This is a genomic window from uncultured Rhodococcus sp., from assembly GCF_963525155.1.
Classification (GTDB): Bacteria; Actinomycetota; Actinomycetes; order Mycobacteriales; family Mycobacteriaceae; genus Rhodococcus_F; species Rhodococcus_F qingshengii.
Genome location: NZ_CAURKP010000159.1, coordinates 1 through 11671, shown reverse-complemented (window position 1 = coordinate 11671; position 11671 = coordinate 1). Strand labels below are relative to the sequence as shown.

11 protein-coding genes are annotated in these 11671 nt (G+C 64.0%); 10 read left to right on the top strand and 1 reads right to left on the bottom strand.

Annotated elements, in window-relative coordinates; all coding sequences use genetic code 11:
• Positions 1-18 precede the first annotated feature (18 nt).
• The 10 genes from RWT78_RS23465 (at position 19) to tpiA (ending at position 10654) form a co-directional block, all read left to right on the top strand.
• Positions 19-1293 (top strand): bifunctional 3,4-dihydroxy-2-butanone-4-phosphate synthase/GTP cyclohydrolase II, encoded by a 1275-nt coding sequence (locus tag RWT78_RS23465; protein WP_003944833.1) that lies wholly within the window; start codon positions 19-21, stop codon positions 1291-1293.
• Positions 1290-1787, top strand: a complete 498-nt coding sequence (ribH, locus tag RWT78_RS23460) for a 6,7-dimethyl-8-ribityllumazine synthase (RefSeq protein ID WP_003944999.1) — start codon at positions 1290-1292, stop codon at positions 1785-1787. Before RWT78_RS23465 ends, ribH begins: the two co-directional genes overlap by 4 nt.
• Positions 1784-2257: a PH domain-containing protein gene (locus RWT78_RS23455; protein ID WP_054826645.1), complete on the top strand. Its 474-nt coding sequence runs from the start codon at positions 1784-1786 to the stop codon at positions 2255-2257. Before ribH ends, RWT78_RS23455 begins: the two co-directional genes overlap by 4 nt.
• Positions 2258-2331: 74 nt before the next feature.
• Positions 2332-4524, top strand: coding sequence for an excinuclease ABC subunit UvrC (uvrC, locus tag RWT78_RS23450; protein WP_007727980.1), 2193 nt, complete (start codon positions 2332-2334; stop codon positions 4522-4524).
• The gene (gene rapZ / locus RWT78_RS23445) at positions 4521-5420 is read left to right on the top strand and encodes an RNase adapter RapZ (RefSeq protein ID WP_003944872.1); all 900 of its coding nucleotides are present in this window, start codon (positions 4521-4523) and stop codon (positions 5418-5420) included. Before uvrC ends, rapZ begins: the two co-directional genes overlap by 4 nt.
• Entirely contained in the window at positions 5417-6481 is a 1065-nt protein-coding gene (gene yvcK / locus RWT78_RS23440) for a uridine diphosphate-N-acetylglucosamine-binding protein YvcK (RefSeq protein WP_054832235.1), read from the top strand. The genes rapZ and yvcK overlap by 4 nt, the downstream gene beginning before the upstream one ends.
• Positions 6478-7455: a DNA-binding protein WhiA gene (gene whiA, locus RWT78_RS23435; protein WP_021344225.1), complete on the top strand. Its 978-nt coding sequence runs from the start codon at positions 6478-6480 to the stop codon at positions 7453-7455. The genes yvcK and whiA overlap by 4 nt, the downstream gene beginning before the upstream one ends.
• A 158-nt stretch (positions 7456-7613) precedes the next feature.
• Positions 7614-8633 carry a type I glyceraldehyde-3-phosphate dehydrogenase gene (gap, locus tag RWT78_RS23430; protein ID WP_003944851.1) on the top strand — a complete coding sequence of 340 codons (1020 nt, stop codon included), beginning with the start codon at positions 7614-7616 and terminating at the stop codon, positions 8631-8633.
• Positions 8634-8650: 17 nt separating this feature from the next.
• Positions 8651-9862 carry a phosphoglycerate kinase gene (locus RWT78_RS23425; protein WP_230359852.1) on the top strand — a complete coding sequence of 404 codons (1212 nt, stop codon included), beginning with the start codon at positions 8651-8653 and terminating at the stop codon, positions 9860-9862.
• A 6-nt stretch (positions 9863-9868) separates the two neighbouring features.
• Entirely contained in the window at positions 9869-10654 is a 786-nt protein-coding gene (gene tpiA, locus RWT78_RS23420) for a triose-phosphate isomerase (protein ID WP_314681249.1), read from the top strand.
• 89 nt (positions 10655-10743) lie between these two features.
• On the opposite strand, the gene RWT78_RS23415 is transcribed toward tpiA, so the two are convergent.
• Entirely contained in the window at positions 10744-11544 is an 801-nt protein-coding gene (locus RWT78_RS23415) for a tyrosine-protein phosphatase (RefSeq protein ID WP_314681246.1), read from the bottom strand.
• Positions 11545-11671: the final 127 nt, after the last annotated feature.

Genomic DNA, 11671 nt, shown 5'->3' with positions numbered 1-11671 from the left:
ACTTTGGAGTGCGAGCACGTGACCAGGTTCGACAGTATCGAGCGCGCAGTAGCAGATATCGCTGCAGGTAAAGCTGTTGTCGTCGTGGACGACGAGGATCGCGAGAACGAGGGCGACCTCATCTTCGCCGCCGAGAAAGCCACCCCGGAACTGGTGGCGTTCATGGTCAGGTACACCTCCGGCTACCTGTGCGTGCCGCTCGACGGTGACGATTGCGATCGGCTGGGCCTGCCCCCGATGTACGCCACCAACCAGGACAAGCACGGCACGGCGTACACCGTCACCGTCGACGCCCGTGAGGGAATCGGTACCGGCATCTCGGCGTCGGACCGCGCTGCGACGATGCGTCTGCTCGCCAACCCCGAATCCGGTGCCAACGATTTCACTCGCCCCGGTCACGTCGTTCCGCTCCGCGCGAAGGAAGGCGGAGTACTGCGTCGTCCTGGCCACACGGAAGCTGCAGTCGACCTCGCCCGCATGGCGGACCTGCGTCCTGCCGGCGTCATCTGCGAAATCGTCAGCCAGAAGGACGAAGGCGCGATGGCTCAGACCGACGAGTTGCGAGTATTTGCCGACGAACACAACCTTGCTCTGATCTCGATCGCGGACCTCATCGCGTGGCGTCGCAAGCACGAGAAGCACGTACTGCGCATCGCCGAGGCCCGCATCCCCACCCGCCACGGTGAGTTCACCGCTGTCGGCTACACCAGCATCTACGACGAGGTCGAGCACGTTGCGCTGGTGCGCGGCGACATCGCAGGCCCCGACGGCGACGGTAGCGACGTACTCGTCCGCGTTCACTCCGAGTGCCTCACCGGCGACGTCTTCGGTTCGCTGCGGTGCGATTGCGGCCCGCAGCTCGACGCCGCACTGGACATGGTCGCCCAGGAGGGCCGCGGCGTTGTTCTGTACATGCGCGGGCACGAGGGTCGTGGCATCGGTCTCATGCACAAGCTGCAGGCCTACCAGCTCCAGGACGCCGGTTCCGACACCGTCGACGCCAATCTCGAACTCGGCCTGCCGGCGGACGCCCGTGACTACGGCATCGGTGCCCAGATCCTCGTCGATCTGGGGATCTCGTCGATGCGTCTGCTGACCAACAACCCGGCCAAGCGTGTGGGTCTGGACGGCTACGGCCTGCAGATCACCGATCGTGTTCCGATGCCGTTGCGCGCGAATGCGGAGAACCTCACCTACCTGCGCACCAAGCGCGACCGGATGGGGCACGATCTGATCGGACTGGACGAGTACGAGGCGAACCAGAACACCGCACAGCCGGGAACCGCACTGTGAGCGGCGAAGGTCAGCCGCAGCTCGCGATCGCCGAGGCCAAGGATCTGAAGCTGGCGATCGTTGCCGGGCAGTGGCACGCGACGATCTCCGAGGCTCTGATCGCGGGCGCGCAGCGCGTCGCGCAGGAAGCACAGATCAAGGACGTGACACTGGTCCGTGTCGCCGGCGCGATCGAACTGCCGGTCGTTGCGCAGGCATTGGCGCGCACGCACGACGCCGTCGTCGCACTCGGTGTTGTCATCCGCGGCGGTACGCCGCACTTCGAGTACGTGTGCGACGCGGTCACCGCGGGCCTCACACGCGTCTCGCTCGACGAAAGCACCCCCGTGGGGAACGGTGTCCTGACCACCGACACCGAGCAGCAGGCTCTTGACCGTTCGGGTCTGCCGGGTAGCGTCGAGGACAAGGGCGCACAGGCCTGCGCCGCCGCACTGGACACCGCAGTGACCCTGCGCCATCTCCGAGCACCATGGACCGAGGATTCGTTTCGATGAGTACACCCGGCGACCATGAGAACTGGGAACTGATCGCGTCACCGCGTAAGTCGACGCGATACGCGATCGGAGTTGCCGTCCTCCTGGTGATCGTTCACGTCACACTGGCACTCCTGCTTCGCCAGGGGTCCACCGGCGTGTACTTCCGTGCCGCGGACCAGATCGCGATGGCAGGCATCGGCACCATTCTGGCTCTCGGTGTGCTGATGTTGACGCGGCCCCGGGTCAAGGTGGGCAAGCAGGGTATTGCCGTACGAAACATCCTGGGCGAGAAGATCGTCGACTGGGATCTGTTCGAGGGACTCTCGTTCCCCGACGGTGCCGCCTGGGCACGCATCGAATTGCCCGACGACGAGTACATGGCAGTGATGGCGATCCAGTCCAACGACCGCGAGTACGCCGTCGACACGGTCGGTAAGTTCCGCGAACTGGCCGACCGCTACGCACCGGTCGCGCACAAGAGCAACTGACGTCTTCCGACCGATTCGGTGCCCGCATCCTGCGCGTTTCCGAGTCGGTCGGTGGCGGCGACTAACCTGAAACCGTGCCGGATCCCTCGACTTACCGCCCCGCTACCGGAACCATTCCGGCTGCGCCGGGCGTCTACAAATTTCGCGATCCGCATGGTCGGGTCATTTACGTCGGAAAGGCGAAAAGCCTCCGTTCACGTTTGAACTCGTACTTCGCGGACGTCACGACACTTCATCCCCGTACTCGGCAGATGGTGACCACCGCCGGCAGCGTCGAGTGGACCGTCGTCAGTACCGAAGTCGAAGCGCTTCAGCTCGAGTACAACTGGATCAAGGAATTCGATCCGCGGTTCAACGTCCGGTACCGCGACGACAAGACGTACCCGGTTCTCGCGGTGACGCTCAACGAAGAGTTCCCGCGCTTGTTCGTCTACCGCGGTCCGCGGCGCAAGGGTGTCCGGTACTTCGGTCCCTACTCCCATGCCTGGGCCATCCGCGAAACACTCGATCTGCTGCTACGAGTCTTTCCCGCACGAACGTGCTCGTCCGGAGTCTTCAAACGACACAACCAGATCGGCCGGCCGTGTCTGCTCGGCTACATCGACAAGTGCTCGGCGCCCTGCGTCGGGCGAGTCAGCGCCGAGGAGCATCGTCAGATCGTCGAAGATTTCTGCGACTTCCTCGCCGGCCGCACGGACAAGTTGGTCAAAGATCTCGAAAAGCGCATGCAGCAGGCTTCCGAGGACCTCGACTTCGAGACCGCAGCCCGTCTGCGTGACGATATCGGGGCTTTGCGCAAGGCGCTCGAGAAGCAGGCCGTCGTACTCGGTGACGGCACCGACGCCGATCTCGTCGCCTTTGCCACCGATGATCTCGAAGCCGCCGTTCAGGTGTTCCACGTGCGGGGCGGACGCGTGCGGGGTCAGCGTGGTTGGGTCGTGGAGAAGGCAGGCGACGCCATCGACTGGGCCGCACTCGACGCCGAGTCCGACCTGCCGATCCTGGTCGAGCAGTTCCTCACCCAGTTCTACGGGGAGCAGGCGGCCCTCGACCCGGGAGCGGGTTCCGAGGCCGGGATCAGCGCAGTTCCCAAGGAAGTTCTGGTGCCGGTTCTGCCGGCAAACGCGACCGAGATCCAGGCGTGGCTGAGCAAGCTTCGGGGATCGCAAGTGCAACTGCGGGTTCCGCAACGCGGCGACAAGAAAGACCTCGCCGAAACAGTCCAGCGAAACGCGAAAGAGGCTCTGGCGCAGCACAAGCTCAAGCGCGCCGGCGACTTCACTTCGCGTTCCGCGGCGCTTCAGGGCATCCAGGAAGCACTGGACCTGGACTCGGCTCCGCTACGAATCGAATGCATCGACATCAGTCACGTCCAGGGAACCGACGTCGTGGCGTCACTGGTCGTGTTCGAGGACGGGCTCCCGCGTAAGTCGGACTACCGGCACTACGCGATCAAGGAAGCCGCCGGTGACGGTCATTCCGACGACGTCGCGAGTATCGCGGAGATCACGCGTCGGCGGTTCCTGCGCCACAACCGCGACCTGGGCGTCCTCGCGGCGTCGGCGTCGACCATGGACTCGGACGGTGGGGATCTGGCTCCCGAAGCGGCGATCGACCCGGCGACGGGCCGGCCTCGGCGGTTCGCCTATCCGCCCAATCTGTTCGTCGTGGACGGCGGCGCCCCTCAGGTCACGGCGGCAGCGGCGGTCCTCGACGAGCTGGGGGTCACTGACGTCGCGGTAGTCGGGTTGGCCAAAAGACTCGAAGAGGTATGGGTACCGGGGGAAGAAGATCCGGTCATCCTTCCCCGAACGAGCGAGTCGTTGTACCTACTGCAGCGCATCCGAGACGAAGCCCACCGCTTCGCGATCACGTTCCATCGCAGCAAACGCTCGAGGCGGATGACGGCTTCGGCTCTGGATTCGGTCAAGGGGCTCGGTGAAACTCGTCGAACCGCTCTGGTGGCTCACTTCGGTTCCGTGGCGAAGCTGAAAACGGCAACGGTCGAGGAGATCATGCAGGTCCCCGGTATCGGTGAGACCACCGCCACAGCAGTTCTGGCCGCACTCGGCACGGATTCGGCTGCAGCCGACGCGGGCGCTGAAGCTCGAGCGCTGCCAGCCGCGGTAGGGGATGATGAGCTGGACACGGAATCCGAATCGTCTGTTACGTCTGCTGACGCGCCCAGCGCCGAATCCGGTAGCGATGACGAGGGCTCCGAGTCGCGAGAATTGTCCATGCCGACGACGGGGCCGAGTGCACAGTGACTACCGACAGCGCCAAAGACAGTCGAACGATGGATTTCCTGCTGGTGACGGGATTGTCCGGAGCAGGTTTGAGTACCGCTGCCAAGGTGCTCGAAGACCTCGGCTGGTATGTCGCGGACAATTTGCCACCTGAGCTCATTTCCCGAATGGTCGGTCTGAGCTTGACCTCCGATCCGCCGGTCGATCGTCTCGCCGTCGTGATCGACGTGCGGAGTCGACTCTTCACCGGCGATCTCGGGTGGGTGCTCACCGAACTCGAGGCGGAACCGATCCACACTCGGGTGCTGTACCTCGAAGCGTCGGACGACGTGTTGATCCGACGGTTCGAACAGGTGCGCCGCAGTCATCCGTTGCAGAACGACGGCATCGACGGCACGTTGTCCGAAGGGATCGCAGCCGAGCGTCGGCAGTTGGCCGTGGTGAAGGCGGCCGCAGATCTGGTCATCGACACGTCGGCGCTGAAGGCGCATCAGCTGCGTCAGAAGATCGAAACGGCGTTCGGGAACGATGCCAACCGCACGATGAAGGTGACGGTCCAGTCGTTCGGATTCAAGTACGGCCTGCCGATGGACGCCGATCTCGTCTGTGACGTTCGTTTCCTGCCCAACCCCCACTGGATCCCTGAACTTCGCCCGCACACCGGTCAGGATGCCGACGTCCGCGACTACGTGTTGTCCCGCGAGGGCGCGGAAGACTATCTCGACACCTACCGACATCTGGTGGATTTGACGATCGCCGGATATCGACGAGAAGGAAAGCGCTACATGACAATTGCGGTCGGGTGCACCGGCGGTAAGCACCGAAGCGTGGCCATGTCCGAAGCTCTCGCGAGGCGTTTGGGTTCCGAGGACGACATCTCGGTCAGCATCGTGCACCGGGATCTGGGGCGCGAATGAGTGAACCGACACATCGCTCGCGGGAGACACCCGAGGGGCCGGCCATCGTCGCGCTCGGCGGCGGGCACGGATTGTTCGCCACGCTCCAGGCCGTCAGACGCTTGACGCTCGACGTCACCGCGGTGGTCACGGTCGCCGACGACGGTGGTTCGTCGGGCCGGCTGCGCGCCGAACTCGGCGTCATCCCGCCTGGAGACCTCCGGATGGCGCTGGCTGCTCTCGCGTCGGACGAACCCGAGATAGTCGACTGGACTCGGACCATTCAGCATCGCTTCGGCGGTGTCGGCGCACTTGCCGGGCATTCGGTGGGCAATCTCATCCTGGCCGGACTGACCGAGGTGCTCGGCGATCCGGTCGTCGCGCTCGACGAGATGGCGCGACTGCTGCGAATCCGTGGCCGTGTGCTGCCGATGTCGCCGATCGCGCTCGAGATCGAAGCCGACGTTCAAGGACTCGAAGAGGACCCCCGCGTCAGCCGCTGCATTCGTGGACAGGTTGCCGTCGCGACCACCCCGGGCAAGGTTCGGCGTGTGAGACTGCTCCCGTCCAATCCGCCCGCGTGCCCCGATGCCGTGACTGCGATCGATCGTGCCGATCTCGTGGTTCTCGGCCCGGGATCGTGGTTCTCGAGCGTGATCCCACACGTCCTGGTACCCGAACTCGTCGAATCACTGTCGTCGACGAAGGCTCGAAAGGTACTGGTGCTCAATCTCGCACCCGAGCCGGGGGAGACCGCCGGATTCTCCGCAGAGCGTCACCTGCACGTACTCTCCCAACACGTGCCCGATTTCCGGGTCGACTATGTGGTGGTCGACTCGGCGTCGGTACCGGCCGGGCGTGAACGTGAACATCTGCAGCGTGCGGCGGATCAATTTTCAGCCGAAGTCAGGTACGCGGATGTCGCGGACACCTCACCGGGCGCAGCGCATGTACACGATCCGGCAAAACTGGCCGATGTACTGGCGGAACTGTCGAGCAGTGCGGCAGTAGGGGATTCGACACAGTCTTCCCTGCAAGAACAGCAATCCGAAGAACAGAGGGAGAACGCTTCGTGGCAATGACAGCGGAGGTTAAGGACGAACTGAGCCGGTTAGTGGTGACTCAGGTCAGCTGCCGCAAGGCAGAGGTCTCCGCGTTGCTGCGCTTTGCCGGTGGGCTCCACATCGTCGGCGGCCGGGTGGTCGTCGAAGCAGAGGTGGATCTGGGCTCCACGGCGCGACGTCTGCGCCGGGAGATATTCGACCTGTTCACCTACAGTGCCGACGTGCACGTACTCAGTGCGGGCGGGCTTCGAAAGTCCGCTCGCTACATCGTGCGTGTGGCGAAGGAGGGTGAGGCCCTCGCGCGCCAGACGGGACTGCTCGATCTTCGCGGGCGCCCGGTTCGCGGCTTGCCTGCGCAGGTCGTCGGCGGAAGTGTCGGCGACGCCGAAGCAGCGTGGCGCGGTGCGTTCCTCGCGCACGGTTCCCTGACCGAACCCGGCCGTTCGTCGGCGCTCGAAGTGAGCTGCCCCGGCCCGGAAGCTGCACTTGCTCTGGTTGGAGCTGCGCGGCGTCTGGGGATCTCGGCGAAGGCACGTGAGGTTCGCGGAACGGATCGTGTGGTGATCCGCGACGGTGAGGCCATCGGCGATCTCCTGACCCGAATGGGAGCCCAGGACACACGTCTGGTGTGGGAGGAGAGGCGGATGCGACGCGAGGTCCGCGCCACCGCCAATCGTCTCGCCAATTTCGACGACGCAAACCTGCGACGCTCTGCTCGCGCTGCCGTTGCGGCTGCTGCGCGCGTCGAGCGTGCGTTGGAGATCCTCGGTGAGGACGTGCCCGATCACCTCGCGGCGGCGGGTGCACTGCGCGTCGAGCATCGGCAGGCGTCCCTCGAAGAACTCGGCCAGTTGGCCGACCCGCCGATGACCAAGGACGCCGTTGCCGGACGTATCCGTCGCCTGCTGTCGATGGCTGATCGCAAGGCCAAGGAAACGGGCATACCCGACACCGAATCCGCAGTGAATGTGGAGCTACTCGAAGAGGGGTGACCTGCCCTCCGTCAGGGTGGGCTGCGCACGTTCGGGCCACGCGCATTAGGGTATGAGTCACATCGACCGATGAACCCCACGTCCGCGTCGTGCACACACGGATTCGGAGTATGCGTGGGTCAAGTTGCACACCAGAATCATGGTCAAAGGAGCGAATTGTGACTGTCCGGGTTGGCGTAAACGGTTTCGGCCGTATCGGACGTAACTTCTTCAGGGCGGTGGATGCGCAGAAGGCGCTCGGAACCACCGATATCGAGATCGTGGCAGTCAACGACCTGACTGACAACGCGACGCTCGCTCACCTGCTGAAGTACGACTCCATCCTCGGCCGTTTGCCGTACGACGTGTCGCTCGACGGTGACGACACGATCGTCGTCGGCGATCAGCGCATCAAGGCCCTCGCACACCGTGGCCCGTTGAACGAACTTCCCTGGGGCGAGCTGGGCGTCGACGTCGTCGTCGAGTCCACCGGCATCTTCACCGACGCCGCAAAGGCCAAGGGACACCTCGAAGCCGGCGCCAAGAAGGTCATCATCTCGGCTCCGGCCAAGGGTGAAGACATCACCATCGTGATGGGCGTCAACGACGACAAGTACGACGGCAGCCAGAACATCATCTCCAACGCGTCGTGCACCACCAACTGCCTCGGCCCCATCGCCAAGGTTCTCGACGACGAGTTCGGCATCGTCAAGGGTCTGATGACCACGATCCACGCGTACACCCAGGATCAGAACCTGCAGGACGCTCCGCACGCAGACCTCCGTCGCGCCCGCGCAGCTGCCCTCAACATCGTTCCCACCGGTACCGGTGCAGCCAAGGCAATCGGCCTGGTTCTCCCGCAGTTGCTCGGCAAGCTCGACGGCTACGCACTGCGCGTGCCGATCCCCACGGGCTCGGTCACCGACCTCACCGCGAACCTGAAGAAGTCGGCCACCGCCGACGAGATCAACGCTGCGATGAAGGCTGCTGCCGAAGGACCCCTCAAGGGCATCCTGAAGTACACCGACGCACCGATCGTCTCCTCGGACATCGTCACCGACCCGCACTCGTCGATCTTCGACTCGGGTCTGACGAAGGTCATCGACGACCAGGTCAAGATCGTCTCCTGGTACGACAACGAGTGGGGCTACTCCAACCGCCTCGCCGACCTCATCGGCCTCGTCGCCAAGTCTCTCTGAGCGGAGTTTCGATAACAGTGGCAGTTCAGACGCTGAAGGATCTGCTGGACGCTGGGGTCGAGGGGCGCACCGTACTGGTGCGTTCCGACCTCAACGTCCCGTTGGATGGCGGAGAAATCACGGACCCGGGTCGCATCGTCGCGTCCGCTCCCACCCTGCGGGCACTTGCCGAGGGTGGAGCGAAGGTCATCGTGACCGCGCACCTCGGGCGCCCCGACGGTCAGCCCGATCCCAAGTTCTCCCTCGCACCGGTTGCCGCGAAGTTGGCCGAAATCCTCGGTCGCAACGTGCAACTCGCCGGTGACGTCGTGGGACAGGACGCGCTGGCTCGTTCCGAAGGACTCACCGATGGTGACGTCCTGATGCTCGAGAACATCCGTTTCGACCCTCGCGAGACCAGCAAGGACGAAGCCGAGCGGGTCAAGCTCGCCAAGGCTCTCGTCGAGCTGGTCGGTGACGACGGCGCATTCGTCTCCGACGGATTCGGTGTTGTTCACCGTAAGCAGGCGTCGGTCTTCGACGTCGCGAAGCTGCTCCCGCATTACGCCGGATACCTGGTCGGCGCCGAGGTCGAGGTGCTCGCCAAGCTCACGCAGGACGCGGCGCGTCCGTACGCGGTGGTGCTCGGTGGCTCCAAGGTCTCGGACAAGCTGGCCGTCATCGAGGCACTGGCGCCGAAGGTCGACACTCTGGTGATCGGCGGCGGAATGTTCTACACGTTCCTCGCGGCTCAGGGTGTGTCCGTGGGCAATTCGCTGTGCGAAGAGTCCATGATCGAGACCTGCAAGGATCTCCTCGACCGGTACGCCGACGTCATCCACATCCCTCAGGATGTTGTCGTCGCGGACTCCTTCTCGGCCGATGCCGAGTCGAAGATCGTTCCGTTCGACGAGATTCCCGACGGCTGGATGGGTCTGGACATCGGACCGGAGTCGGTCAAGCGCTTTGCCGCGATCCTGACCGGCGCCAAGACGGTGTTCTGGAACGGCCCGATGGGCGTGTTCGAGTTCCCGAAGTTCGAGGCAGGCACCCGTGGTGTCGCCGAGGCAATCGTGGAGGCAACCGAGAAGGGCGCCTTCAGCGTCGTCGGCGGCGGCGACTCCGCAGCAGCCGTTCGTCAGCTCGGTATCCCGGACGAGGGCTTCTCGCACATTTCCACCGGTGGTGGCGCTTCCCTCGAGTACCTCGAGGGCAAAGAGCTGCCTGGCATCGCAGTACTGGAAGGCTGATCCGACATGGCACGTAAGCCGTTGATCGCCGGCAACTGGAAGATGAATCTGAACCACCTCGAGGCTATCGCCCTGGTGCAGAAGATCGCTTTCTCCTTGCCTGCGAAGTACTTCGACAAAGTGGACGTCACGGTTATCCCGCCGTTCACCGACATCCGAAGCGTCCAGACGCTGATCGAGGGCGACAAGCTCCTCCTCACGTACGGCGCGCAAGATGTCTCGGCTCATGACTCGGGTGCGTTCACGGGCGAGATCAGCGGCTCCATGCTGGCCAAGCTCGGTTGCACCTTCGTCGTGGTCGGCCACTCCGAGCGTCGCACCCTTCACGGTGAGACCAACGAGACCGTCCTCGCGAAGACGAAGGCTGCTCTCAAGAACGGCCTCACGCCGATCGTGTGCATCGGCGAAGGCCTCGAGATTCGCGAAGCGGGCGAGCATGTCGCCTACAACGTCGACCAGCTCGAGGGTTCGTTGGCGGGCCTGAGCGCGGAGGAGATCTCCAAGATCGTCATCGCGTACGAACCTGTCTGGGCCATCGGCACCGGCCGTGTCGCTTCTGCCGCCGATGCACAGGAAGTGTGTGCTGCGGTCCGAGCAACAGTGGCCGAACTTGCCGACGCCGAGGTCGCGGCCGGCGTTCGCGTTCTGTACGGCGGTAGCGTCAGCTCGAAGAACGTCGGAGAGATCGTCGGCCAGACCGACGTCGACGGCGCTCTTGTCGGCGGCGCGTCACTCAAGGCTGACGAGTTCGCAACACTGTCTGCGATCGCTGCAGGCGGTCCACTCCCGTGATGATCGGGTAGTGAGCTGAAACTGCTCGAGACCAAGACTGCGGGTGTGTGACCGAGTAGGTCACACACCCGCAGTTTTTTGTTCGCGAGTCAGCTCACCAGTTTGGTTTCCAGAGCGCCGACGAGTTCGGGAGCAAGCTCCAACCCGGCGGTCAGATAGTTCTCGACGGTCCCGTAGTGGTGCTCGACCTGCTCGAAGGCAGCGCCCAGGTAACTCGCGTCGACGGAAAGCAGCAACCGGATCACCTCGCCCTTGTCTGCATCTGTGGCAGCGGCGATCTTCGCGACTGTTGCATCGATGTACTCGGCCGAGTACGTGTTCGTGAGCAGGTAGTCCGCCGTGATCGTTTCGCGCGGTACACCAGCGAGTGTCTGCAGTAGTGCTGCCGCCCAACCTGTTCGGTCCTTGCCCGCCGTGCAGTGGAAGAGTTGCGGCCCCTCGGTGGTCGCCAGGGCGGCGAACAACTGCGAAAATCCGTTCCGAGTGACGGGGTCTGCGACAAAGCTGCGATTGATGTTCTGCATGAAAGCTGTTGCAGCGTCCGCTGTTCGGATAGCCATCGCTTCGGCGTGGATGTTTCCGGACAGGATGGGAATGTGGGCGTACATCGCCGGCGCCGGCACGATGTCGGGAGTTTCGTTCGCCTCGGTTTCGGAGCGCACGTCATAGACGGCGGTCAGCCCCAGCGATTCCACGATTGCAAGATCCTCGGGCGAGGGCGTCAGTACGTTTGCACGGTAGAAGACTCCGCGGCTCATCGCCTGTCCGCTGGTCGTGACGTACCCGGGGCCGGCCACGTCGCGGAAGTTGTGAATCGAAGCCAGACGCGGTGTGTCAGGCAGGGGTGTGTCGGGCAGGGCAGTGTTGGGCAGGGCAGTGTCGGAAAGCATGGAGCCGGCCTTTCGGAGGTAGAGTCGCGTCAACTGAAAAACTACTGAATCGGTATCTCGACAGTGTGATCGATGCCACTGACCAAGAGTCGTGCCGGGCCGGGTGGAAAGTCATGTGCGAGGGGGG

Coding starts and splice junctions, on each gene's coding strand:
- RWT78_RS23455 (WP_054826645.1), top strand. CDS start 1,784: ATGAGTACACCCGGCGACCATGAGAACTGGGAACTGATCGCGTCACCG.
- yvcK (WP_054832235.1), top strand. CDS start 5,417: ATGAGTGAACCGACACATCGCTCGCGGGAGACACCCGAGGGGCCGGCC.
- whiA (WP_021344225.1), top strand. CDS start 6,478: ATGACAGCGGAGGTTAAGGACGAACTGAGCCGGTTAGTGGTGACTCAG.
- tpiA (WP_314681249.1), top strand. CDS start 9,869: ATGGCACGTAAGCCGTTGATCGCCGGCAACTGGAAGATGAATCTGAAC.
- RWT78_RS23415 (WP_314681246.1), bottom strand. CDS start 11,544: ATGCTTTCCGACACTGCCCTGCCCAACACTGCCCTGCCCGACACACCC.